The following is a 21,828-nucleotide window of genomic DNA, read 5'->3' as shown; positions in this document are numbered from 1 at the left end:
ATCAAGGCCCGAATATATTGAGGAGAATGTCCTTCGTGAATGCTGTGAACTTGTACCTGACAAGATAGTTGAGGTGAGCATAGGCCTTGAGACCTGTGACGAGAAAACCAGACTCCTCAAGATAAATAAGGGTTTCACCGGCAGTGAATTTGAAAGGGGGATAAGCATCATCAGTGGCCTTAAAGAGGAGTTCATGTTAAAATCCAAGGCATACATCCTGGTAAAGCCTGTGCTGGTATCAGAAAAAAGGGCCATAGATGAGGCCATTTCAACGGCCGTTTATGCTGAAAAAACAGGTGTTGATCGGGTATCATTCTGTCCATCCACTGTGCACAGGGGGACCATAATGGAGGACCTCTGGAGGAGGGGATCCTACAGGCCGCCATGGATATGGAGCCTTGTTGAGATAATTAACAGAACCAGAGAGACCGTGTCAATACCGTCAATAATGGACACCTCAGGTTTCGGGACGTCAAGGGGCCCCTACAACTGCAGGAAGTGTAACCGGGACCTCAAGAAGCTCATAATAAAATCAAACCTTGAGCAGGAAATGGTTCCTCCCTATGAATGTGAGTGCAGGGAGCGGTGGAGTGCAGAGTTAAAATTCTCAGAACTCACGGGATCAACTGATATAAGGTACAAAGATTACAGCTAGTGATGGCACAATCAGGACAAGACTGATTCACATGATAGGTATAAGCGCTGATTTTGACCCTGTACACCTTGGACACGCCAGGCTCATAGAGAAGGGACGTGAAATAGCTGATGAAACAGGAGATGAGGTTGTTATATACCTTAATAAGGACTTCAGCGCAAATCACGCGCCCTTCTTCGTCCCCTATGAGGCCCGTAAGGAGATGCCCTGAAGGCCGGAGCAGACAGGGTTGTTCCAGTTGAGGGTCTGCACCATCGCCTCACCCTGGCCTACACGGTCCCCATAAGGATAGCCATGATGATAGAGGATGGTGTTGTTGACTATGTCGACGCAGCCAACGTCTCAACAGACCTCATAATCAGAAAGGCAAGGGAGTTTGCATCCAGGGGAATTTTCAGTGGAATACCCCGTGAACTGCCAAACAGGAACGTTATAAGATGGTTTGCTGTCAATGAATTCCTCTATGGTAAGTACGGCCGTAAAATGAGGTTCCATATAATTCCAGAGCTCACTGTCGATGGTTCAAAGATTTCCGGTAGGGAGATAAGGCAGAGGATAATTGAGAACAACCTTCAGATCCCACCCGATGTTGCGAGGGTACTGCCCGATACAACCATCAGCATACTTGAAAGGGAAATAGAGAGGGGCACGGTTCCAGGCCGCAGAAACCTTGAAATCATAAAGGAAAGGATGAACAACCTGTCACAGGCCGATCTCATGGAAATAGCATATTTAAACGCTGATGCTGTGAATTCCATAGTTAAAAACAGGAGATTTTACAGGGAGAATCAGATATGGGCTGCCTTCAGAAAGGCCGGGTATGGACCTGTCCTCACAAGGCTTGCCATGAGTTCCATTGAGATGAACGTCAGGAGGTCCGAGGTGCGGGACCTGATCGAGCACTACACTGAGAGGGGGTGGATTCCTCCGGATCAGAGTGTGATAAATGTTATAAGGAGGGCCTGGTTCGTATCAGAGAGGGTTGCTGAGGGTATCAGCTCAAAAAGGGCCAATGAAATGTTCCAGAGTGGCAAACACAGAGTGAATCCTCCATCAAAGGTGGAGGCTGGTCTGAACCTGCGAAGGGATGAGGTTAAACTGGTCAGGGACGGTATGGATGCCAAGATATATGTTGACCGGAGGGGTGTACTCTCCTGTCAGATAAGGAATGGTGCAAAGATAAAAAGCCCCATGCACCTGCCAGCCCAGATGGCAACCTATCTCAGACTCATAATAGACTCCCACATAATACCCTTCAGTGCAAAGGTTAAAAGGAGACGGGATGGCTTCAGAGTCCTTATAACAATCAATAACCAGAGAAAAACAGGGTCAGAGCCATAATAAATGTCTATTTTACTCCCTAAAATACAGAGCATAGCCTTATAAATGCCTATTTTATCCTGTCCCTCCGCTCCACCACCGGACATTTCCAGTCACGGCAGAAGGTCATGACTATCATCTCAGACTCAGTCCTGATGTGGATCCTCCAGCATTCATCATCATATGAACTGAAGTCAATGTCGATGATCCTTTTACCCACAAGTCCCATGAGGTTTTCAGCACACTCCCTCTCAAGGTCTGAACTCATTTCCTCACCCTAGAATAGTATCTATTTTCACACTTATAACTGCATCTAACTCACAGGAATGCGTCGAGGGCCTTATTAAGCACATCCCTGTAATCGGGCATCTGCAGACACCTTAACATCCTTCAGTTTGTCAAATATCCTTATTATACAGGTGGGCATTACGGGGTCAATGACCTCCGCCAGCATATCCTGGACCTCCTTCATCTCCTCATATCTTCTTCTGGCATGGATGCATGAACTTTTAAGCCTTGAAATCGCTGATTCCCTGAAATCATTGCCCTCAGTGTATTCAAGCATCTCAAGTACGTCCTCCTCAAGGCCCAGCCTGTGGGCTGCAGTTAGTGTTTCCCAGAGAAGCGCCGAAACACCCTTTGTGTAGCTGCTCCTCAACATTTTAATTGCCGATGCATCCCCGGGTTCCCGTCCCCTCACCTCAATGTTCAATCCATATCTGTTGAGCTTCATGAATTCCTCTGCATCCCTTCCAGAGGCTATGATACGTATATCGGCGCCTTTTCGCCTCACACTGCCCATTATGGCCGCATCCACAAATCCTCCCTTTTCAATGAGGGACGATGCCATGCGCACCGTCTCAGGTGATATGTTGTTAATATCCACGTATATCCCCCTGACATGTCTGCCTGCCCTCCTTGCGGCACCCAGTGCAACACCTGGTGTTACTGCAGATATGACAACCGGGCATGAATAAACATCCTCCTCTGATGTTTCAGTCACCCCCACGGTCCTGGCCCTCTCAATGGTTGATGGGCTTCTTCCCTCCAGTGATGTGACAACCTCCACTCCCCTGCTCCTTAAACGTGAAGCAAGGGTCTGTGCGACTTCACCAAAGCCTATAAATCCAACTCTCAAAGAATCACCCCTTTCATGGTAATGGAATAAGCTGATAAAGCATATAAATACCTGCAACTACTATAAGTACCCCTGAAGCCCTCCTAATATCTCTGGAGCCTCTCAGGAGTCTCCTTAATACTGGTTCGGCCAGGAGGGTCACTGCTATGAGGGTTATGGTAAGTCCCAGGGTGTAAAGTGCCATGTTAACAAGGGCCCCGGGAATCCCTGTATATGCTGAGTATGCAATCACACCTATGAGGTAGGGGCTGTAGCAGGGAGTCCAGGCGATGGCCGTCAGTAAGCCCATGAGAACATGGTTTTCTGCTGGGGGAGTCCTGATGGATATTAAGGGTTTTTCTGATAGAACAAGAAGCCCCATGATGATCAGCATGATTGAAGCCGGGACCCGCAGGTAGAGGAGATAGTAATTAACTGCGGCTGTGAATATGGCTGTGAGGATTATTGTGAAGAGAAAGAGGGATGAGAAACCAGAAAGAAAAAGGAACCTCTCTTTCCTGTTGCCGATGAGAGATTCTGAGAAGATGACAGGTATGACAGGTAGAATGCATGGTGACAGGACTGATAGTATTCCAGCCGTGAATGAAATGATATGGTCCTGCATGATCCTACCCCAGATAGGATATGAGTTCATCGGGGCTCATGTAGCCCTCCCTTCTTCCGATCTCATTTCCAGAGGGATCCAGTATTATTACCGTCGGGACCCCGTAAATTCTGTACCTCGAGGACAGCGCTGGACTGGTGTCAACATCGATTTTGACTGCGATGAAATCCTCTGCCAGCCTCCTCTGAACCTCAGTGTTCTGTAGTGTCTCAGATTCCAGTTTCTGACATGCAGGACACCATGAAGCAGAAAATACCATGAAAACATTTTTACCTGTCCTCGAAGCCTCCTTTATGGCCTCATCATGTTCAGTATACCATTTAAGGTCCTTTTCATCCGTCGTGAGGCTCTGAGGCACTCTGGGCTGGACTGTGTAGATGATGAGTACAAGTGAGAGTCCTGCGAGAAGTCCGAATAGGGCCCACTTCCTTGCTTCATCCAATTTACCATGCTCCATTCCTGCAGTTCATGATGACCTCTAAATCAGATCTTAACAGCAACATTGTCACCCCTCGCAACACCCAGGTCCCTTGCTATTGCAGAGCATTTCGCATTTAGAAGACAGAATATGTCCCTGGAACCATCAGAGATCTCTGTTAGGCCCTCATAGTTACCCATACCCTTGGCTATTACGAGTTCGGTTCCATCCAGCATGTCCCGGAATTCATCTGAGAGGTCACTGTATACGATGCCCACAGAGTCTGTACCTGTAGTTACGATTTCAGCAACTTCATCAAGGCCTGCTTCGAGGGCGTCCTCCATGCATGCATCATTAAGGATGGGTTCGCCCTTAACAGCGACCTTCACGCTTACATCATATCCGGCCAGTTTTTCAATGAGCGGCCTGTCGAAGAGGATCTCACCTGTGTTGTCAAGGAGGTAAAGGACCTCTGAGGCCTCCCTGAGTCTATCTTCAAGTAGTGGGACATGGTTTATGGTGAGGGGTGCCCTGAGGGACTCCTGGATACCCCTGTCATGATCGAAGTCAAGGCCCAGTGCCCCGAAGTCTATTATGTTACCTGTTATTGCCACCTTCACATGGCTCTCAAGGTCGCTGTGACATTCAAGGTAGTCCCTTACAGTTGGGAGGAACCTCAATGCGATTTCATTGCATCTCCTCTTCTCATCAAGATAGGGGTCCTCTGATCCTGTCATATCCTTTATGAGTCTGTGCATCCTGGTGCCGAGTTCATTTGATACCTGTCCCCTCCTGAACCTCTCACTGAGGAGTTCGAGTATATTTTCCATGACCCTCAGTTTGAGTTCCTCATCATCGGTTGCAAGGTCGATGGCCTCCCTGGCCTGTCTCAGGAAACACGGTGCGCATTCATAGTATACCTTCATCCACCCACCTTTAACCGCCGTAGATAACCCTTATGACCTCGATGATATCACCATCGAAGATCTCCTCTTCATCTATGACTATTTGGCCGTTCTTTTTCACGACAACAGTTTCAATGGGAATTTCAAGCTCCCCCAGAACATCCTTTATCCTTCGTGGAGCCCCTGATTCAAGTATTTTCTTTCCGTCATCTGTGATTACTGTAAACTTCATCCCTATCACCATGTATACTGGAGTTTCATCATCTTTTCGTTAATTCCTCTATAAATGTGCATGCCTTGCAGAGTTTTCCTGATGCAGGTTCACCGCATTTGACACAGATACCTGATCTCCCTGATTCCGATAAATCCCTTCTGAGGATCTCCTTTATCCTGTCGAATCCCCTGAGTGTTGAGTACATTATGGTTGGGCGTTTCACGGATATCTGCTTCAGGAAGTCACCTATCTCCCTCCTGAATGAACCTGATGCATAGGGACACCCTGCGAGGTGAACGTCCAGGCCCCTTGCAAGTACATAGAGGGCCACCTCCTTCTCGGGTATCTCCCTCAGGGGCTTGATTTTTGGTATGAACCTTCCCCCTGCAGATGATGTCATGGGGCCTATCCGTGTGAGGTTCTCGAGGTTTCCCTCAAGGTAATTCATGACTATTGCCTGGGTCTCATCGTCGAGGTTGTGGCCGGTTGCTATCTTCGTTGCCTTGCTCTTCCTGGCCTCCCTGTTAAGTATCCAGCGTCTGAACACTCCGCAGTAGGTGCATGCGCTCCGTGAGGGGTTTTTCATTATCTCATCCAGTGTTATTCCTGCATAGTCCTCCAGACTGACAACCCTGTGGGGTATGCCTCTGTCGGCACATATTTTCCTGGCGATCCTTACTCCATCCTCACGGTACCCGCCTATACCCTCATCGATGGTGACTGCCTCAAGTTCTATTATGTTTCTTTCCCTGAGTTCATCAAGGATGTCAATGACCATCACGCTGTCCTTTCCACCGGATAAACCGACAAGTACCCTGTCTCCACGTTCTATCAGCTTATATTTCCTTATATCCCTCATTACTTTTTTTCTTGTTGTCTCTATGAAGCAGTCGCTGCAGAGTAGCTGTCCTGAGTATTTCCTGTTTATTATGACACCCTCTGATCCCGCATCTGGTGCACTGCATGGTAAATCTCCTGTGAATTGTTAATGAAGTTGTATGAGGGTCCCTTCAACACAAACTTCTCCTGAATCCCCTCAAAGTTTGTATCAAGGCCCTTTCACCAACTCTGTCTCCTAAATCCCCTCAAAGCGGGAATGACCTCTCAAATAGTTCAAAATCCTGGACATAATCTTTGCCTGTCCTGAGGGCTATCTCTGCCTTCTGAAGTTCTGCCCCGAGGTAGGCTGCATGTTCGAGTCTGCTTACAAGGTTTCTATTTATGATCTCCTCATATAATTTTTTGGCGCTGTCTGATGTCAGGGCAGTTCTGGGCTCCATTCCCTGGTAGAGTACTGCCTTTATTTGCCCATCCTCCACCATAATCTTGAAGCTTCCCATTTTGTCCCTAACGAACTTCATTCCTCCCTCTGCCTCAATGACCGGGACATCAACCTTCTCTACAACCCCTCCTGACCTCCTCTTGTCCTTGAACAGCACCAGGTTGATACCGAGGTCCTTTGGAACCGAGCCACGGTGTCTGGCAAGGAACATCATCTGTGATGCCACCGATAATTCATAAACACTTCCACGGGCCTTCCCACTCTCCTCGGGCGTGAACAGTATGCTGACACCAAGTTCCATCCCGAAACCTGCCAGGAGGGCGTTTACGCCGGTGGAGTCGGTGTCCAGTAGCTCCGTCACGTTACCCACACCAAAGAATATGGGGTCCGGGTTTCTCTCTGCGTACATCCTGCAGGCCATAACCGAGTCAACTATGCTCCTGCTGTTTACAGGGTCCAGTACAGGGTCAGCTATGACATCTATGCCGCTGCACTTCCTTTTAAGCTCATCCAGGGCTTCAACCCTCTCCTCAACTGTCTCCGGGACCCATCCCTCACTGTAATCCGTTGGAAGGATCACCGCAGGCACCCCATGTTTCCTGAGGAGCGGCAGAACCTCCCTGTAGTTCCCCAGGTCGAGGCTCAGTATCATGTCTGCACCACACTCCACTGCAGCCTCAATCTCAGGCGGGTTCAGACTATCCACGCTTACAGGCACCTCCCCTGCTGCGGAGCGTGCTGTCCTTATTATCTCAGGTATGAGGTGAGAGTTGTCCTCACCGGCAAGCATTCCAAGGTCTATCATGTCTGCACCGCTTCTTATGAAGTAATCGATGCGTTCCCTGAGCCTGCCCTGCTCCAGCAGGATGGGTGCATTGGCCACCTCGGCGAGGACCCTCATGGGGAAGTCCCTCCCGGTCGGTAAGCCCCCGACGAGTATGTTTTCATCCCTCTCAAGGAGGGTGCTTATCCTTCTTTGATCGTTCTCAAAGTCCTCTATGAACTGCAGGGCCCTCTTCCTCTGTTCCTCCTCTATCAGTTTGTCGGCGGGTTTTTCTGTTGAGAGTTCAAGTTCCCCCAGGAGGTCCAGAACTATGGGAAGGTCGGCCGCATCTGTTGGTCCCTTGTATGCGGGTATGCCTGTCCTCTCCCCGATAATCCCCACATCCTTGGGTATGAGTCCCGGCACGATTAGGATGTCAGGTTCCCCATCATCCGAAAAGTTAATCTTCCCGATCTCAGATATTATCCTTCGAGGTGTTAAAAAGGCTGCTATGGGAGTGTCAGCAACGTGAACATGAACTTCATGCTCGGAAGTGGATGATGCTTCCCTTACAGTCTCTGATGCAAGTTTTCCTGTGATTATGAGGACTTTCATTTCGTTACCCCCATTAATTTTAGTTGACCAACATGTATATATATTAAAAATTTATAATGATTAACAATGAGAAATGGAGGTAAACTATGATCGAAATTCGCTTTCATGGACGCGGTGGGCAGGGCGCTGTTACAGCGGCAGAGATTCTAGCTAAAGCCGCATTTGAAGACGGTAAATATTCACAGGCATTCCCATTCTTCGGTGTTGAGCGAAGAGGAGCTCCAGTTATGGCTTTCACAAGAATTGATGACTCGCCAGTCAGGAGAAGGTATCAGGTTTATAATCCGGATTATGTTGTTGTTCTCGATGAGGGTCTGGTTGACGTTGTTGATGTATTCTCAGGTTTAAAGGATGATGGTGTTGTTGTGTTAAACAAGTCAGGGGACTTCCAGGGAGGGGACGTTAAGGTTCACACCATCGACGCCACAGGAATAGCGCTGGAGACCCTTGGAAGGCCGATTGTTAACACTGTTATGCTGGGTGCCTTTGCAGGTGTAACCGGCCTTGTAAGCATCGATTCACTCATAAAGATCATTAAGGAAACATTCCCTGGAAAGATAGGGGAGAAGAATGCCGAGGCTGCAAGGATGGCCTACGAAGAGATTGAAAAACTCAGGGTGAACATGATGGAATCACTTGGAGCAACCGTTAAAAAGCCTGGAAGCACCGTTAAAAACAAGACCGGGAGCTGGAGAACATTCAAACCGGTTCTTGATAAGGACAAATGTATAGACTGTGACAACTGCATACTTTTCTGTCCTGAAGGGTGTATAAACAGGGAACATGAAATAGACTATGATTACTGTAAGGGATGCGGAATATGTGCAGAGAAGTGTCCCGTTAAAGCAATTAAGATGGAGAGAGAAAAGTAGGAGAGACTTAAATGGTTCTTAAGGTTATATCAGCAAATCAGGCCGTTGCAGAAGCAGCAAAGCTTGCAAAACCAAAGGTCATTCCTGTTTACCCCATAACACCCCAGACCTCAATTTCAGAGTACCTTGCAAAATTCGTGGCTGATGGCGAACTCAAAGCAGAATACATAAGGGTTGAATCAGAGCACAGTGCAATGAGCGCATGCGTGGGCGCCTCAGGAGCTGGAGTTCGGGTTTTCACCGCAACCTCCTCCCAGGGACTGGCGCTTATGCATGAGATAGTCTATGCTGCAGCAGGGCTCAGGAATCCCATCGTAATGGCAAATGCAAACCGCGCCCTCTCCGCACCCCTCAGCATATGGAATGACCAGCAGGATTCAATAGCAGAGCGGGACTCAGGGTGGATGCAGATATACGTTGAAAGTGGACAGGAAGCCCTCGATTCTGTCCTTCTATCCTACAGGGTATCAGAGGACAGGGATGTTCTGCTGCCCAGTATGGTGTGCCTCGATGGGTTCATCCTGACCCACACAGTTGAACCCGTGGACATCCCCTCACAGGAGGATGTTGACAGCTTCCTCCCTGAATTCCAGCCCCAGGTAATGCTTGACCCTGATGAGCCCATGTCACTGGGTACCTTCACAGACCCTGACTATTACATGGAGGCCCGCTATGAGGTCGAGAAGGCCATGGAGCGTTCAAGGAAGATCATTGAAAGGGCATGCAGGGAATTCAGCGAAATGTTCGGCCGGGAGTACGGCCTTGTTGAGGAATATCGCTGTGAAGATGCAGAAATAATCCTGGTGGCCATGGGTTCAGTCTGCAGCACCCTCAGGGAGGTCATCGATGAACTCCGGGATAAGGGAAAGGCCGTTGGACTACTTAAGGTCAGGGTGCACAGACCCTTCCCGGCTGAGGAGATTAAAAGTGCTGTTAGGAATGCCAGTAAAGTAGCGGTCCTCGATAAGAACATAACATTCAGTGTCGGCGGAGCCCTTTACACAGAGATAAGTGCCCTGCTCCGTGACAGGGAAGTTTATGGATTCATTGTGGGCCTTGGTGGAAGGGACATAACACCCGCACACATCGAGGAAATAGTTAGAAGGACGGAAAACCCTGAAAGGAGCGTCACCTGGATCGGTCTCAAGGAGGAATCAGAATGAAAATACCTGAAGAAGAATTTCTGGCCCCAGGGCACCGTGGATGCGCAGGATGCGGTGCTACAGTTGGAGTCAGGCTGGCCCTGAAGGTTCTTGGAAAGAACACCGTAGCAGTATCATCAACAGGTTGCCTTGAAGTTATCACCACACCCTACCCTGAAACCGCATGGAGGATACCCTGGATACATGTTGCATTTGAAAACGCCGCTGCAGTTGCATCAGGCGTTGAAAGGGCTCTGAAGGCAAAGGGAAGGGATGACGTTAACGTAGTGGCCTTTGCAGGTGATGGTGGAACAGCAGACATCGGACTACAGGCACTATCCGGTGCAATGGAGAGGGGCCACAACATCATATACATCTGCTACGATAACGAGGCCTACATGAACACCGGTATACAGAGGAGTGCCTCAACACCCTACGGTGCCTCAACAACCACATCACCCCATGGGAAGGAGAGCTTCGGTGAGGACAGACCCAAGAAGAACATGCCACTCATAATGGCAGCCCATGGAGTGCCCTACGTTGCCACCGCATCAATATCATATCCTGAGGACTTCATGGAGAAGGTCAGAAAGGCCAAGGAAACCGATGGTCCTGCCTATATACACCTTCACCAGCCATGCACAACCGGATGGGGTTTTGATCCTGCGAAGACAGTGGAACTCGGAAGGCTGGCAGTTGAAACCGGGTCCTGGATACTCTATGAGATAGAGGATGGTGATTTCAGGGTCACCTACAGACCAGTGCAGAGGAAACCCGTTGAGGAGTACCTCAACGCACAGAAAAGGTTCAGACACCTCACAGAGGAACAGAAGGCCAGAATCCAGGAATACGTTGACAGTGTATGCCAGGAACTCAGGATATAGCGGGGGATGGAATTGCAGAAGATCGTTATTCAGCCAGAGCTCTGTGATGGCTGCAGGGACTGTGAAGAGGCCTGTAAAAAACTTTACGGTGCCTCCCGCATAATGATAAGGGAACTCGACGACGTCTATTACCCCATAATCTGCCAGCAGTGCGAGGACGCCCCCTGCAGAACTGTTTGCCCCACCGATGCAATTGATGATGAGGTGGACCCTGAGAGGTGCATCGGCTGCGGCCTCTGCATGGTGGTGTGTCCCTTCGGCGCCGTCGTCATGGAGGACCGTAAGGCCCAGAAGTGCAGCCAGTGCCCGAACCTTGACACCCCCGCATGTGTAAAGGCGTGCTCAAAGAGGGCCCTCAGCGTCATAGACACTGAGAAACTCAAACTTGAAAGGCAGAAGAAATTCGTATCACGGATGGCAGGTGTCAGCAAGGGCCAGAGGGGATCAGATATCCTCAGCATACTTACAGCGAAGAGGAAGGCCCGGCAGAAGCTTGAACAGGAGGACTAGAATGAGAGAGCTGGTTTCAAATCCAGAACTGTGCGATGAGTGCATGAAATGTGAGAGGATATGTCCAAAGAACGCCATCCGGGTTATAGATGGTGTTCCAGTTTTCTGCATGCACTGCTCACCTGAAAGGGCCCCCTGCCTCAACATATGCCCTGAGGATGCCATAGTCGAAGTGGATGGTGCTGTGGTCATCCTAGAGGACCGGTGTATCGGTTGCGGCCTCTGCCGGGACGCCTGCCCCGTGGGTGCCATAACCCTGAATGAGAGGGGTGTTGCAGTGAAATGCGACCTCTGCATCGACAGGGATAAGCCCCTCTGCGTAATGGTATGCCCAAAGGGCGCCCTCAGTGAAAGCTCAGAGGATATGATGGCTGCAAAGAGGGATAAAATAGCCGGGGAGCTCAAACGCCTGAAAAATCTCATGAAATATTAAACTAATTTTTTATGGTGATCCTATGATAAGCAGGGAGACCGTTGAGGAGACCGTGTGCCGTCTGTTCAGGGAGGCTGTTATCAGGATACCCCCCGATGTCACGTTTGCGATTAAAAAGGCCTACCTACAGGAGGAAGACGAGATAGCCCTCCTCAACCTCAAGGCAATCCTTGATAACATTGAACTGGCAGAGAAGATGGAGGTGCCTGTCTGTCAGGACACCGGGCTCCCCATCGTCTTTGTGAGGATGGGTAAGGTTGAGGTTGAAGACCTCTACGAGGGTATAGCTGCAGGTGTTGAGAGGGCCACAGCGGAGGTTCCGCTGCGCCCAAATGTTGTTGATCCCCTCACAAGGGAGAACACCGGCACAAATACCGGTCAGATGATACCTCAGATCGACGTTGAAATCACAGACACTGATAATCTTGAGATAACAGTTTTTCCGAAGGGATTCGGGTCTGAGAACAACAATGCACTCCTTATGGGCCTCCCGGGTGATGGAATTGAGGGTATTAAAGACTTTGTTGTGAGGACCGTCCTGGAAGCCGGTGGAAAGCCATGCCCCCCTGTAATTGTGGGTGTGGGTATCGGTGGCTCCTCTGACCTTGCGATGAAACTTGCAAAGAAGGCCCTGCTTGAACGTGTTGGGGATAGAAATCCTGATAAAAAACTTGCATCCCTCGAGGAGGACATACTGAACTCCATCAACGAGTCTGGCAGTGGCCCCATGGGTATGGGTGGTAAGACCACCGCCCTTGACGTTAAGATAAAGACTGCCCATACACACACTGCAGGGCTCCCCGTGGGTGTCTGCATACAGTGCTGGGCTGCAAGGAGAGCCACTGCAATCCTGAGAGATCATATGTGAAGGGCTCCTGCAGGACATGAAAAAACACATCTCATGCAGAGTATACATTCAGTACCGTTAATTTTTCTTTTTCGGGATGAACATCCATCGGGCATTCCATGAGGCACCTCCAGACAAATTGAAAATGTAGAATGCTTTTCCTGTGAATAAGAATAAAAGGGTTGCAGATGATGCGAATACAGTGAAAATAAAGGTTGGAATTAGGTGTTTATTCATGCTTCTCTCATGATGAAGATCGTCCTATCAGCAATGCTGACAGCCTTCATGGCTTCTCACACGTTATCATGAAGATCGTCCTATCAGCAATGCTGACAGCCCTGTCACCAACCCTCTCAAGGAATCTTGCTATGAAGAGGAGATTAACCAGGTATGAGATTGATTCCTTATCCTCAAACATGCTTCTTGTTACATGTTCAAGTGTCTGGTCAAAGAGGTCATCCACCTTATCATCATCATGCCTGAGCTCCCTCGCCATTTCCATGTTCTGGTCAAGGAATGCGTAGATTCCCTTGGAGAGCATCATCTGCACGAAGTCAGACATGTGCTTCAGGTCTTCAAGGGGTCTTCTCGGAATTTCCTCGTCCTTCAGTTTCTCTGCAGCCTCGGCTATGTTGGCCGCCAGGTAGCCTATCCTCTTGAGATGACTTCCAACCTTAATGCAGGCCTCTATAAATCTCAGGTCTCCTGCAACGGGTTGTTCAGCTGCTATTAAACTTATAGCCTTCCTCTCAAGGTTGAAGACCATGTCATCTATTGCCCTGCTGTTTTTTATTACCTTCTCCTTTTTTTCCTCATCATACTCCATCAGGAGGTCAACTGCTAGTTTATGTGTTTTAAGGGTTTTCTGTGAAACCTCCTCCATATCCTTCCTCAGATCCTTAAGCCTTTTGCGGAACAGTATCCGCGGATACTTCTTTTCCATTAAAAGTCCTCCTGGATTTTACTATCTGGATTTGTAATCCTCAATCAACCTTTCAATCGCCTCATCAGTCGGAACCCTTATCCTGTACCTTTCAAGGAGCTCCTCACGGGATGATTTATCAAGGAACATTTCATTTATTATAATCTCCGCATCAATGGGTATTGAAAGTTTTGATTCATCATTGAGTTCAATCAGGGTCTCGAAGAGATCCGCATCGGTCTCATAGACCTCCACCACTGAATCATGGTTTATCTCCAGTCTCTCCATTGCCTTATGGCTGTGAGTCTCCTCGAGGGTGTTGAGGTCAATGTGCCAGGCTCCCACAATGTTATTTCCCGTTACGAAGATTATGGCCTCGTTTTCATTGTCCAGGATCCTTATATACGAAAATTCGGGTACTGAAGACCTTTTAAGGACGGTGTAGTCCATCTTCCTCGGGTTATCAAAGGGTAGCCACATTTAATCCCCCCAACTATTCATTTCATAAGTACACTGTAGAAGACCTTATGATGGATAACCCTTTTACCCACTATGAGATAGGCTATCCTGTCGTCCATCCCCATAACATGGTGGCCCATGCTGAGCAGATTCCTTGCTACCAGCATAAGATTACCTGATTCTGAGAAGTCCCTGTTTGACTCCTGAAGCTGGTTGTATAGATCCTGAAGCTGGATATAATTCCTCGTTGACCTTTTAAGTAGCTGGATGTCACGGTTCATGAGGGCCCCGAGCGCATCATTTATCATATCCTGAACCGTCTGGGACATGAACTCTATGTGTGGAGGTGTCCTGTCCCTTCCATCAATTGCGTACCTTGCAATGTAGGCAAGGAGTATGTTTATCCTCTCAAGTTCAATTGCACTTCTCATTATACTGGATGCCAGCCTCAGGTCCTTTGCAACGGGCTGATGAAGGCCAAGGATTTTGAGGCATTCATCCTCTATCCTGTAGCTCTTCTCATTAACAGCTGCCGTTGTCTCTATCAATTCCCTTGCAGTCTCCTCATCCCCTTTGATGTAGCTGGATACGGTTCTTCCCACCCTTTCAGAGGTTTCATTACCATACCTGACGGTTTCATCCAGGACATTTGAAAGTCTGCTTTCAAGGAGAGCGCCGATCAATTTCCACACCCTTATCCAAATCTTCCTGTAATGTAGTCCTCAGTCCTTTTATCCCTCGGCTCTATGAATATCTGCTCTGTGAGGCCGCTTTCAACTATTTCACCATGCAGGAAGAAGGCTGTGTACTTTGAGACTCTTGTGGCCTGCTGCATGTTGTGGGTCACTATGATGATGGTGTAGTCATTCTTGAGCTTGTGGATGAGATCCTCGATCTTGGTGGTTGATATGGGGTCAAGGGCTGAACACGGTTCATCCATGAGTATAACCTCAGGTTCTATGGCTATGGTCCTTGCTATGCATAGCCTCTGCTGCTGTCCCCCTGAGAGTCCAAGGGCGGATTTATCAAGTTTGTCCTTGACCTCATCCCAGAGAGCTGCAGCCCTCAGGCTTTCCTCCACACGCTCCTCTATGAAGTCCCTGTCATCATATCCATGGACCCTGAGACCGTAGGCTACATTTTCAAATATGGACTTAGGGAAGGGGTTGGGTTTCTGGAAGACCATCCCAACCTTCTTTCTGAGCTCCACCACATCCATGTCAGGGTCATAGATGTCCTTACCATCAAGGTAGACGTGGCCCTCATGCCTGAAGCCGCTTATCACATCATTCATCCTGTTAAGGGTTCTGATGAATGTTGACTTACCACAGCCTGATGGCCCTATGAGGGCTGTGACCGTGTTCTTGGGTATCTTGAGGTTTATATCCTTGAGTATGTGCGCCTCGTCAAAGTAAACGTTCAGGTCCTCAACTTCGATTCTGTACATGCAGATCACCTATCTCCCCATCATCTTCCTTCTGTATCTATCAACAAGAGTGTTTGTTAGAACCGTGATTAAAAGGACGATTATCACAAGGACAGCCGCGGTGCCGTAGGCGTTCTTCAGTGAAATGCCCTCTGTTGCCAGCACATAGAGGTGAAGTGGGAGGGGCCTTCCAGGGTCGAAGATGGATACTGGCATTGAAAGTGCTGACCCCACAACGAACATTACCGCAGCAGCCTCTGATATGGCCCTGGCCATTCCCAGTATCACACCGGTGGTTATGCCGGGGATTGCTGCAGGGATAACCACCCTGTAGATGGTCTCCCACTTTGTGGCTCCAAGCGCCAGGCTTCCCTCCCTGTAGGATTGTGGAACCGTCTCTACTGAGACCTGGGCAACCTGGAATATGGTTGGAAGAGCCATGAGGGCCAGTACAAGTCCCCCTGAGAGGATTGACCACCCGAGGCCGAGGAAAACCACGAAGAATGATAAGCCAAAAAGCCCGAATACTATTGATGGTATGGATGCCAGGGTTTCTGCTCCGAACTTTATCAGCTTCACGATGCGTTCCTCTGTGGCATACTCTGTCATGTAGACCGCTGCCCCGACACCCAGTGGTGTTGCTATTATACCGGCTAGCAGTGTGACGTAGAGGCTGGATACTATCATGGGAGCTATCCCACCTGCTCTTCCAGAGTCAACCGGTTCTGAAAGCAGGAATTCCAGGTTTACGGCTGGCAAGCCCTTCATGAGTATGTAGCCAATTATTATGAGCAGTATCAGTACTGTCACGATTCCTGAAGCCCAGAAGATTCCTGTCATTATCTTCTGGCTTGTCTTGGGTGATATTATTCTGAAGGACATTTTAAGCCTCCTAGAGATATCCTCCACCTATAACTATCTTTTTCTTGTAGTGGAAGTAGTTGGCAACCACCAGCAGAGCCATTATGACAAAAAACAGGATGATGGCGGTCCCGAAGAGTGCGCTGTAGTGCAGCCCGGTGGCGTAGCCCATCTCCAGTGCTATGTTGGATGTGAGGGCCCTTACAGGGTCCAGTATCGATGATGGTATCTGGGTGACGTTACCGGCCACCATGATAACTGCCAGGGTCTCACCGATGGCACGACCCATCCCGAGGATGATTGATGTGATGATGCCTGGCAGTGCCGCCGGGAATATCACCTTCCTGATGGTCTGCCACTGGGTGGCCCCAAGTGCAAGGGAGGCCTCCTTGTACTCCAGTGGCACCGATCTTAGGGCATCCTCTGAGACACTGATTATTGTTGGCATTATCATGACCGTGAGTATGAGTGATGCTGTTAGAAGTCCGAAACCGGTACCTCCAAGGCTGGACCTTATGAAGGGTACCAGGATGATCAGCCCAAAGAAACCATATACCACTGATGGTATTGCTGCAAGGGTCTCTATTACCGGTTTGAGTATCCTGCGCATTATTTCAGGTGACACCTCAGCCATGAATATTGCGCATAGGATTGAAAGGGGGACGGCTATGGCCAGGGACAGGAAGGTTATGTACAGTGACCCGACGATCATGGTGAAGATGCCGTACTTACCATCTGAAGGTGCCCAGTCCATTCCAAAGATGAAGTTTGTGACCCCATACCCCTGGAATATGGGGAATCCCTCCCTGAATATGAAGACTATTATGAGAAGGATGGCGATTATTGAGAATATTGCGGTTATGAAAAGACCCTTCTCAATGAGTTTTTCCCTTGTTTTGCTGATCATGCTTTACCTCCTAGGTATCATCCGAGACATTTGCTATTGCCGGTACAACCTTCTGGCTCCTTACAATGGCCTGCCCTTCAGGTGAGAAAACCCACTTTATGAAGTCCTTTACGACTCCCCTGGGTTCTCCCTTTGTCAGGAATTCGAATGGGACCACCAGTGGATAGGATCCGTCTGCTATGGTGGTCTCTGAGGGTGTCACTCCATTCACCTCAAGTGCCTTCACATCGGAACTCATATGTGCCATTGAAACGAATCCAATTGCGTAGGGGTCGCTCTTTATGGCCTGTTTCACGGATTCTGTGGAGCCCTGAACGATTGCATCGGACCTTATCTTCTCGTCCTTCATGACAAGTGATTTGAATGAGCTTCTGGTCCCTGATCCCTCCTCACGGACTATCACATGTATCTCTGCATCGGGGCCTCCGACCTCCTTCCAGTTGGTTATCTTACCGCTGAAGATATCCCTGAGCTGGTCCACTGTCAGATCATCGACGGGGTTCTGGTTGTTAACGGCTATCACTATACCATCCTTACCTATCACGTATTCCTGAAGGTCGTCCTTTTCCTCAGGTTTCAGGGCCTTTGAGCTGGTCCCTATATCGACTATTCCCTGCTGGACCGTCCTTACACCCATCCCGGAACCGCCGCCCTGGACGTTTATCTTAACATCGGGGTGCTTCTTCATGTACTCAGCTGCAAGTTCCTCTGCAACTGGCTGAACAGATGTGGAACCAGCAATTTCAATTCTCTCATAGTCTGCTCCGGGTTTGATCATGAGGTATGCGAGTGCGATGATAATGATTATTATGAGGATGTTTTTGGGTTTCAGCTCCATGTCCATCACCTTCAGTTATTGATTTCACCTATTGGTTAATAAAGTTCACTTGAAGGTGACGGAAAGAAAAAATGTTGTGGTTGTGAAAACCACTAGGCCTTTGCCGGTACAACCTTTTCTGATTTGATTATTGCCTGTCCCTCCGGGCTGAGGACCCAGTCTATGAAGTCCTTAACTGCACCCTTTGCGCTGCCCTTTACCAGGAACAGGAATGGTCTCTGTATCTTGTAGGATCCATCTGCGACTGTCTGCTCTGATGGTGCGACACCATCTATTTTAAGTGCCTTGACTGTTTCATCGAGATTGGCGAGTGATATGAATCCTATGGCGTTTGGATCCTGTTTAACTGCCTGTTTAACTGCCTCTGTTGAACTTTCAACTATGGCATCCTTCTTTATCTTGGTCTCTTTACCCATCACTATTTCCTCGAAGGCCTTCCTGGTTCCTGAGCCGTCTTCACGTGTTACCACTGTTATCTTTGCATCGGGGCCTCCGACCTCCTTCCAGTTGGTTATCTTACCGCTGAAGATATCCTTCACCTGGTCCTTTGTTAGGTCTGAGACTGTGTTCTTGCTGTTTACGATTATGGCTATTCCATCCTTACCTATAAGGTATTCTGTGAGGCCCTTCTTCTCATCGGGCTTGAGTTCCTTTGAACTTGTTCCGATGTCTGCTGTGCCGTCAGCGGCACTCTTGATACCGACACTGGATCCGCCGCCCTGGACGTTTATCTTAACATTGAGGTGCTTCTTCATGTACTCAGCTGCAAGTTTCTCTGCAACTGGCTGGACAGATGTTGAACCAACAATGTCTATCTTCTCCTGCTGTCCGCCACCTCCAAGTGCCAGGACTGCGCCTGCAATAATTACAATTGCCACGACTATTCCTATGATCAGTTTGGTGTCCATTTTATCACCTCAACCTTTACCTTATCCTAGAACTATTTAAAATTTACTATTTTTGTGTACTTAATTACCTATTTTGTGAACTAAACCCTGTGCGCAGAGGAATTTAATTCACAATAAGTGAATAAAGATGCACTAAATGCATTAAAATTTAAATACATGAAGATCAGATGGAGTGATATGATGAATGAAGGGATAATAAATGATATACTGCGGGTTAAAAATCCCAGGTGGAGGACTTCCATTACGCGTGTTGAGCCTAACCGTATTGTTACGAGGGGTTATTCTCAGGAGGATCTTATTGGTGGTGTTTCCTTTTCTGAGATGGTTTATCTTCTGATCAGGGGTGAGCTTCCCCCTCAGAATGTTGCGCGTATGCTTGAGGCTGTCCTGGTGTCCTTCTGTGATCATGGTGTTACTCCGCCGAGTACTCAGGCTGCCCGTATGATTGCCTCGGCGGGTTCTCCGGTTCATGCCTGTATTGCCGGGGGTCTGCTTGCCTTTGGTAAGAATCATGCGGGTGCCATTGAGCGTTCCATGAAGCTCTTCCAGGAGACTGTATCATCCTGCGAGTCTGAGGATGAGATCCCTGATGCTGCCCTGAGGCTGGTGGATGATCACCTCCAGGCCAACAGGAGGATCCCCGGGTTCGGGCACCGCTACCACAACGCCGACCCCCGGGCCGTCAGGTTACTGGAACTTGCAGAGGATTACGGCTGCGTGGGACCCCACACCAGCCTTGCACTGGAGGTCCAGGAGATACTCCTGGAACGCAAGGGAGTCCGGATGAACGTTGACGGGGCCAACGCCGGCATACTATCAGACATGGGATTCGACTGGAGGACCGGAGCAGGAGTATTCATGATAGGACGCCTCCCAGGACTCATATCCCACGTCTACGAGGAAAAGGTCCGGGAACCAGCCTTCAGAAAATTCTTCGAAATCGAAGAAATACAGTACGACGGCGAGGAGAAAAGAATATTAGAAGCAGATTACAGAACACTTAATGGGTCAGAAATATGGAAGACGACGAATACAAAAGAGCCAGGAAGAGAGTAGAGGATCTCAAGGGATTTTACATCCACATATCAGTTTTTACAATAGTTAACCTTACACTCTTCCTCATAAACCTCCTCTCAACTCCCGGGACATGGTGGTTCTACTGGATAACAGTATTCTGGGGAATAGGAATAATATGGCATGCCTTCGGAGTTTTTATAGGTGATAGGTTCCTGGGTAAGGAATGGGAGGAGAAAAAGATAAAAGAGTACATGGAAAGAGAAAAGAGGAACAGGTGAACCTTAATCAGGACTCCTCTCTCTCCCTCCGCCTGAAGCGTTCAGGTGTGGTTGTCCTCGGGATGTTCCTGTAGTATTCACCTGCAGTGTCGAATATCTCAATGGATATATCTGCTATTCTCTCAAGGGTCTTAACAACCCTGGAGAGGGATATGTAATAGGTTGACCTCTCCTTATCCTCAAAGGGTGTTTCAGCCATCTGGGTGGCGACACAGTTAAGGGCATTCTTCTGGATCCTGTGAATATCATCCTCGAGGGACATGAGAGTTGCCTTCAGTTCCAGTTTCTCATTCAGAAAGGCGTCCATCGCAGTTTTCACCATCTCAACGGCAATGGAGAACATATCCCTGAGGTACTCCATCATTGCAGGGTCAACCTCATAGGATTCCTTTATGGCAAAGTTTGCTATTATCGCTGAATGGTCACCTATCCTTTCAAGGTCATAGGCTATCTCTGTAAAGGCCATTGTCTTGCTGAACTCAGAGTAGGGATTCATTGCTATTGCAGTATCAACAGAGGAGCGCACCTTCTCATGCATTGTGTTTGTTATGTAGTCCATCTTGAGGGCCTCATTTGCAAGGTCCTCATCGTACTCCTCCAGGGACCTGAAGGATTTGTTGAGCTGTTTGCACACATGCTGTGCCATGTCCCTGAGTATCTCCTTTATGAAGAAGCTTCCAGCGTATTCCCTCGAGGTTACCTCCTCACCGAAGAGCTCAGGGAATTCATCAAATTTCTTTATATCCACAATGTAGGCCCTCCTAACAACGCCCTCCCTGATGAGGGGCTGCAGAAGCTTGGTGACGTACCTCCTTGTTATGCCAAGGCGTTCAGCGATTTCATCCTGTGTGGACGGGTTCTCGTAGAGGATGACATCTATGATCGATTTTAGAGTAGCATTCTTTGTCTTATTTTTCATTCTCCTCAGACACCTCATCTTCAATTACTATAACAACGGATTCCCTGAATATGGAGATGATCATGTAGATAAGGCTAAGAATAACCGTAACGGTTATCAGAACGTCGAATTCATAGAAAATAGCCCTGTAAACAGTTACCAGGGGCGAGTTCACATCCACAAGGCCCCTTAGCAGGACGATGAAGCCCATTAGGAGGAGCACATAACCATAGGATTTCTTTATGGTCTCTGGCTGCAACAGGGGGTATATACCCATCACCATGAGACCCACGCCTATTGACCTGAAGAGGTTCCAGGATGTGGCCTCCTCAAGTAAGTAGAATATCTGCTGTGGCCTCCACTGGAAATTTCCAAGAAGGTAGATGAACTCGATTATGACGATAATGATGAGTGGTATCGCAAAGACCGCCCTGCTCTCAACCCTCTCTGTTTTAACATTCTTGAGGGGCTCCCTGAAGTAGTGGGAAAGCAGCTGATACAGCATTGAACCCAGAACGGCACCCATGACGGTTCCACCAACTCCCAGCTTTGAGGTTGTGAATGCAACTATCCCTGAGATCACACCCGCCATGAGTATATCAAAGGCCTTGGTCAATGCAACCACCCCTCAGCCATTTCTTCTGACATCTGCATTTTAGATCATATTATGCATATTTATTTTCTCTATTAGAGAACAGTTAGGTTCTGCTGG

28 protein-coding genes and 3 pseudogenes (1 of these 31 running past the window's edge) are annotated in these 21,828 nt (G+C 48.6%); 12 read left to right on the top strand and 19 right to left on the bottom strand.

Going from position 1 to position 21,828, the window contains the following annotated elements; all coding sequences use genetic code 11:
* The 3 genes and pseudogenes from MTH_RS08395 to MTH_RS08390 all read left to right on the top strand — a co-directional run.
* Window positions 1-655 (top strand): annotated as a pseudogene (locus MTH_RS08395) (archaeosine biosynthesis radical SAM protein RaSEA) (it extends 412 nt beyond the left edge of the window).
* 31 nt (window positions 656-686) lie between these two features.
* Window positions 687-866 (top strand): adenylyltransferase/cytidyltransferase family protein, encoded by a 180-nt coding sequence (locus MTH_RS10125; RefSeq protein WP_010877356.1) that lies wholly within the window; start codon window positions 687-689, stop codon window positions 864-866.
* Window positions 867-952: 86 nt separating this feature from the next.
* Window positions 953-1,996 (top strand): cytidyltransferase, encoded by a 1,044-nt coding sequence (locus tag MTH_RS08390; RefSeq protein ID WP_238374202.1) that lies wholly within the window; start codon window positions 953-955, stop codon window positions 1,994-1,996.
* A 49-nt stretch (window positions 1,997-2,045) separates the two neighbouring features.
* Here MTH_RS08390 and MTH_RS08385 read toward each other — a convergent pair whose 3' ends face one another.
* The 8 genes and pseudogenes from MTH_RS08385 to MTH_RS08350 all read right to left on the bottom strand — a co-directional run bounded on the left by MTH_RS08385 (window position 2,046) and on the right by MTH_RS08350 (window position 7,914).
* On the bottom strand, window positions 2,046-2,243 hold the full coding sequence (locus MTH_RS08385; RefSeq protein WP_010877354.1) for a hypothetical protein: 198 nt from the start codon (window positions 2,241-2,243) through the stop codon (window positions 2,046-2,048).
* A 75-nt stretch (window positions 2,244-2,318) separates the two neighbouring features.
* Window positions 2,319-3,113 carry an NAD(P)-dependent oxidoreductase gene (locus tag MTH_RS08380; protein ID WP_010877353.1) on the bottom strand — a complete coding sequence of 265 codons (795 nt, stop codon included), beginning with the start codon at window positions 3,111-3,113 and terminating at the stop codon, window positions 2,319-2,321.
* 13 nt (window positions 3,114-3,126) lie between these two features.
* Window positions 3,127-3,717 carry a cytochrome c biogenesis CcdA family protein gene (locus MTH_RS08375; RefSeq protein WP_010877352.1) on the bottom strand — a complete coding sequence of 197 codons (591 nt, stop codon included), beginning with the start codon at window positions 3,715-3,717 and terminating at the stop codon, window positions 3,127-3,129.
* 4 nt (window positions 3,718-3,721) lie between these two features.
* Complete coding sequence (locus MTH_RS08370) at window positions 3,722-4,159, bottom strand: thioredoxin family protein (protein ID WP_143485792.1); 438 nt, start codon at window positions 4,157-4,159, stop codon at window positions 3,722-3,724.
* 41 nt (window positions 4,160-4,200) lie between these two features.
* Complete coding sequence (locus tag MTH_RS08365) at window positions 4,201-5,061, bottom strand: damage-control phosphatase ARMT1 family protein (RefSeq protein ID WP_010877350.1); 861 nt, start codon at window positions 5,059-5,061, stop codon at window positions 4,201-4,203.
* Between the two features lie 10 nt (window positions 5,062-5,071).
* Window positions 5,072-5,272, bottom strand: coding sequence for a MoaD/ThiS family protein (locus MTH_RS08360; RefSeq protein WP_048061136.1), 201 nt, complete (start codon window positions 5,270-5,272; stop codon window positions 5,072-5,074).
* A gap of 28 nt (window positions 5,273-5,300) precedes the next feature.
* A pseudogene (locus tag MTH_RS08355) lies at window positions 5,301-6,219 on the bottom strand (TIGR00269 family protein).
* 120 nt (window positions 6,220-6,339) lie between these two features.
* On the bottom strand, window positions 6,340-7,914 hold the full coding sequence (locus MTH_RS08350; protein ID WP_010877347.1) for a dihydropteroate synthase-like protein: 1,575 nt from the start codon (window positions 7,912-7,914) through the stop codon (window positions 6,340-6,342).
* 86 nt (window positions 7,915-8,000) lie between these two features.
* Between MTH_RS08350 and porC the strand changes: the two are divergent.
* The 7 genes and pseudogenes from porC to MTH_RS08315 form a co-directional block, all read left to right on the top strand.
* Window positions 8,001-8,513, top strand: a pseudogene (gene porC, locus MTH_RS08345) (pyruvate synthase subunit PorC); the annotation flags it as partial.
* Window positions 8,514-8,540: 27 nt separating this feature from the next.
* Window positions 8,541-8,786: a pyruvate synthase subunit PorD gene (porD, locus tag MTH_RS09895; RefSeq protein WP_048061324.1), complete on the top strand. Its 246-nt coding sequence runs from the start codon at window positions 8,541-8,543 to the stop codon at window positions 8,784-8,786.
* A gap of 11 nt (window positions 8,787-8,797) precedes the next feature.
* Entirely contained in the window at window positions 8,798-9,949 is a 1,152-nt protein-coding gene (gene porA / locus MTH_RS08335; RefSeq protein ID WP_010877345.1) for a pyruvate synthase subunit PorA, read from the top strand.
* A complete protein-coding gene (gene porB, locus MTH_RS08330) occupies window positions 9,946-10,812 on the top strand; it encodes a pyruvate synthase subunit PorB (protein ID WP_010877344.1) in 867 nt (288 codons plus the stop codon). The genes porA and porB overlap by 4 nt, the downstream gene beginning before the upstream one ends.
* A 6-nt stretch (window positions 10,813-10,818) precedes the next feature.
* Window positions 10,819-11,322 (top strand): 4Fe-4S dicluster domain-containing protein, encoded by a 504-nt coding sequence (locus MTH_RS08325; RefSeq protein WP_010877343.1) that lies wholly within the window; start codon window positions 10,819-10,821, stop codon window positions 11,320-11,322.
* Window position 11,323: 1 nt separating this feature from the next.
* Window positions 11,324-11,755 carry a 4Fe-4S dicluster domain-containing protein gene (locus MTH_RS08320; protein ID WP_010877342.1) on the top strand — a complete coding sequence of 144 codons (432 nt, stop codon included), beginning with the start codon at window positions 11,324-11,326 and terminating at the stop codon, window positions 11,753-11,755.
* 22 nt (window positions 11,756-11,777) lie between these two features.
* The gene (locus MTH_RS08315; RefSeq protein ID WP_010877341.1) at window positions 11,778-12,623 is read left to right on the top strand and encodes a fumarate hydratase; all 846 of its coding nucleotides are present in this window, start codon (window positions 11,778-11,780) and stop codon (window positions 12,621-12,623) included.
* Here the strand turns inward: MTH_RS08315 and MTH_RS10275 are convergent.
* The 9 genes from MTH_RS10275 to MTH_RS08275 form a co-directional block, all read right to left on the bottom strand.
* On the bottom strand, window positions 12,614-12,718 hold the full coding sequence (locus tag MTH_RS10275) for a 4Fe-4S binding protein (RefSeq protein WP_083750461.1): 105 nt from the start codon (window positions 12,716-12,718) through the stop codon (window positions 12,614-12,616). The two genes, MTH_RS08315 and MTH_RS10275, sit on opposite strands and share 10 nt — an antisense overlap.
* Window positions 12,719-12,885: 167 nt before the next feature.
* A complete protein-coding gene (phoU, locus tag MTH_RS08310) occupies window positions 12,886-13,545 on the bottom strand; it encodes a phosphate signaling complex protein PhoU (RefSeq protein WP_010877340.1) in 660 nt (219 codons plus the stop codon).
* 21 nt (window positions 13,546-13,566) lie between these two features.
* The gene (locus tag MTH_RS08305) at window positions 13,567-14,004 is read right to left on the bottom strand and encodes a DUF2226 domain-containing protein (RefSeq protein WP_010877339.1); all 438 of its coding nucleotides are present in this window, start codon (window positions 14,002-14,004) and stop codon (window positions 13,567-13,569) included.
* A gap of 17 nt (window positions 14,005-14,021) precedes the next feature.
* On the bottom strand, window positions 14,022-14,675 hold the full coding sequence (locus MTH_RS08300; protein ID WP_010877338.1) for a phosphate signaling complex PhoU family protein: 654 nt from the start codon (window positions 14,673-14,675) through the stop codon (window positions 14,022-14,024).
* A 2-nt stretch (window positions 14,676-14,677) separates the two neighbouring features.
* The gene (gene pstB / locus MTH_RS08295; protein ID WP_048061132.1) at window positions 14,678-15,430 is read right to left on the bottom strand and encodes a phosphate ABC transporter ATP-binding protein PstB; all 753 of its coding nucleotides are present in this window, start codon (window positions 15,428-15,430) and stop codon (window positions 14,678-14,680) included.
* Window positions 15,431-15,439: 9 nt separating this feature from the next.
* Window positions 15,440-16,291: a phosphate ABC transporter permease PstA gene (pstA, locus tag MTH_RS08290; RefSeq protein ID WP_010877336.1), complete on the bottom strand. Its 852-nt coding sequence runs from the start codon at window positions 16,289-16,291 to the stop codon at window positions 15,440-15,442.
* Window positions 16,292-16,301: 10 nt separating this feature from the next.
* A complete protein-coding gene (pstC, locus tag MTH_RS08285; protein ID WP_010877335.1) occupies window positions 16,302-17,177 on the bottom strand; it encodes a phosphate ABC transporter permease subunit PstC in 876 nt (291 codons plus the stop codon).
* Between the two features lie 10 nt (window positions 17,178-17,187).
* Entirely contained in the window at window positions 17,188-18,015 is an 828-nt protein-coding gene (locus MTH_RS08280) for a phosphate ABC transporter substrate-binding protein (protein WP_193330362.1), read from the bottom strand.
* 92 nt (window positions 18,016-18,107) lie between these two features.
* Complete coding sequence (locus MTH_RS08275; RefSeq protein WP_010877333.1) at window positions 18,108-18,923, bottom strand: phosphate ABC transporter substrate-binding protein; 816 nt, start codon at window positions 18,921-18,923, stop codon at window positions 18,108-18,110.
* Between the two features lie 177 nt (window positions 18,924-19,100).
* Here MTH_RS08275 and MTH_RS08270 point away from each other — a divergent pair, with 177 nt between their 5' ends.
* Both MTH_RS08270 and MTH_RS08265 read left to right on the top strand, forming a co-directional pair.
* Window positions 19,101-19,979, top strand: a complete 879-nt coding sequence (locus tag MTH_RS08270) for a citryl-CoA lyase (protein ID WP_048061323.1) — start codon at window positions 19,101-19,103, stop codon at window positions 19,977-19,979.
* A complete protein-coding gene (locus MTH_RS08265) occupies window positions 19,940-20,218 on the top strand; it encodes a 2TM domain-containing protein (RefSeq protein ID WP_010877331.1) in 279 nt (92 codons plus the stop codon). Before MTH_RS08270 ends, MTH_RS08265 begins: the two co-directional genes overlap by 40 nt.
* Window positions 20,219-20,225: 7 nt before the next feature.
* On the opposite strand, the gene MTH_RS08260 is transcribed toward MTH_RS08265, so the two are convergent.
* Both MTH_RS08260 and MTH_RS08255 read right to left on the bottom strand, forming a co-directional pair.
* On the bottom strand, window positions 20,226-21,137 hold the full coding sequence (locus tag MTH_RS08260; protein ID WP_010877330.1) for a phosphate signaling complex PhoU family protein: 912 nt from the start codon (window positions 21,135-21,137) through the stop codon (window positions 20,226-20,228).
* Window positions 21,127-21,741, bottom strand: coding sequence for a hypothetical protein (locus MTH_RS08255; RefSeq protein ID WP_010877329.1), 615 nt, complete (start codon window positions 21,739-21,741; stop codon window positions 21,127-21,129). The genes MTH_RS08260 and MTH_RS08255 overlap by 11 nt, the downstream gene beginning before the upstream one ends.
* Window positions 21,742-21,828 lie beyond the last annotated feature (87 nt).

The sequence above is a fragment of the Methanothermobacter thermautotrophicus str. Delta H genome (genome assembly GCF_000008645.1).
GTDB lineage: Archaea > Methanobacteriota > Methanobacteria > Methanobacteriales > Methanothermobacteraceae > Methanothermobacter > Methanothermobacter thermautotrophicus.
The sequence above is the reverse complement of the archived record's forward strand: the minus strand, read 5'-3'. Positions and strand labels throughout refer to the sequence as shown.

Coding starts and splice junctions, on each gene's coding strand:
- MTH_RS10125 (WP_010877356.1), top strand. CDS start 687: ATGATAGGTATAAGCGCTGATTTTGACCCTGTACACCTTGGACACGCC.
- MTH_RS08390 (WP_238374202.1), top strand. CDS start 953: ATGATAGAGGATGGTGTTGTTGACTATGTCGACGCAGCCAACGTCTCA.
- MTH_RS08385 (WP_010877354.1), bottom strand. CDS start 2,243: ATGAGTTCAGACCTTGAGAGGGAGTGTGCTGAAAACCTCATGGGACTT.
- MTH_RS08375 (WP_010877352.1), bottom strand. CDS start 3,717: ATGCAGGACCATATCATTTCATTCACGGCTGGAATACTATCAGTCCTG.
- MTH_RS08365 (WP_010877350.1), bottom strand. CDS start 5,061: ATGAAGGTATACTATGAATGCGCACCGTGTTTCCTGAGACAGGCCAGG.
- MTH_RS08360 (WP_048061136.1), bottom strand. CDS start 5,272: ATGAAGTTTACAGTAATCACAGATGACGGAAAGAAAATACTTGAATCA.
- MTH_RS08350 (WP_010877347.1), bottom strand. CDS start 7,914: ATGAAAGTCCTCATAATCACAGGAAAACTTGCATCAGAGACTGTAAGG.
- porD (WP_048061324.1), top strand. CDS start 8,541: ATGGAATCACTTGGAGCAACCGTTAAAAAGCCTGGAAGCACCGTTAAA.
- porA (WP_010877345.1), top strand. CDS start 8,798: ATGGTTCTTAAGGTTATATCAGCAAATCAGGCCGTTGCAGAAGCAGCA.
- porB (WP_010877344.1), top strand. CDS start 9,946: ATGAAAATACCTGAAGAAGAATTTCTGGCCCCAGGGCACCGTGGATGC.
- MTH_RS08325 (WP_010877343.1), top strand. CDS start 10,819: ATGGAATTGCAGAAGATCGTTATTCAGCCAGAGCTCTGTGATGGCTGC.
- MTH_RS08320 (WP_010877342.1), top strand. CDS start 11,324: ATGAGAGAGCTGGTTTCAAATCCAGAACTGTGCGATGAGTGCATGAAA.
- MTH_RS08315 (WP_010877341.1), top strand. CDS start 11,778: ATGATAAGCAGGGAGACCGTTGAGGAGACCGTGTGCCGTCTGTTCAGG.
- MTH_RS10275 (WP_083750461.1), bottom strand. CDS start 12,718: ATGCCCGATGGATGTTCATCCCGAAAAAGAAAAATTAACGGTACTGAA.
- phoU (WP_010877340.1), bottom strand. CDS start 13,545: ATGGAAAAGAAGTATCCGCGGATACTGTTCCGCAAAAGGCTTAAGGAT.
- MTH_RS08305 (WP_010877339.1), bottom strand. CDS start 14,004: ATGTGGCTACCCTTTGATAACCCGAGGAAGATGGACTACACCGTCCTT.
- pstB (WP_048061132.1), bottom strand. CDS start 15,430: ATGTACAGAATCGAAGTTGAGGACCTGAACGTTTACTTTGACGAGGCG.
- pstA (WP_010877336.1), bottom strand. CDS start 16,291: ATGTCCTTCAGAATAATATCACCCAAGACAAGCCAGAAGATAATGACA.
- pstC (WP_010877335.1), bottom strand. CDS start 17,177: ATGATCAGCAAAACAAGGGAAAAACTCATTGAGAAGGGTCTTTTCATA.
- MTH_RS08280 (WP_193330362.1), bottom strand. CDS start 18,015: ATGGAGCTGAAACCCAAAAACATCCTCATAATAATCATTATCATCGCA.
- MTH_RS08275 (WP_010877333.1), bottom strand. CDS start 18,923: ATGGACACCAAACTGATCATAGGAATAGTCGTGGCAATTGTAATTATT.
- MTH_RS08270 (WP_048061323.1), top strand. CDS start 19,101: ATGATGAATGAAGGGATAATAAATGATATACTGCGGGTTAAAAATCCC.
- MTH_RS08265 (WP_010877331.1), top strand. CDS start 19,940: ATGGAAGACGACGAATACAAAAGAGCCAGGAAGAGAGTAGAGGATCTC.
- MTH_RS08260 (WP_010877330.1), bottom strand. CDS start 21,137: ATGAAAAATAAGACAAAGAATGCTACTCTAAAATCGATCATAGATGTC.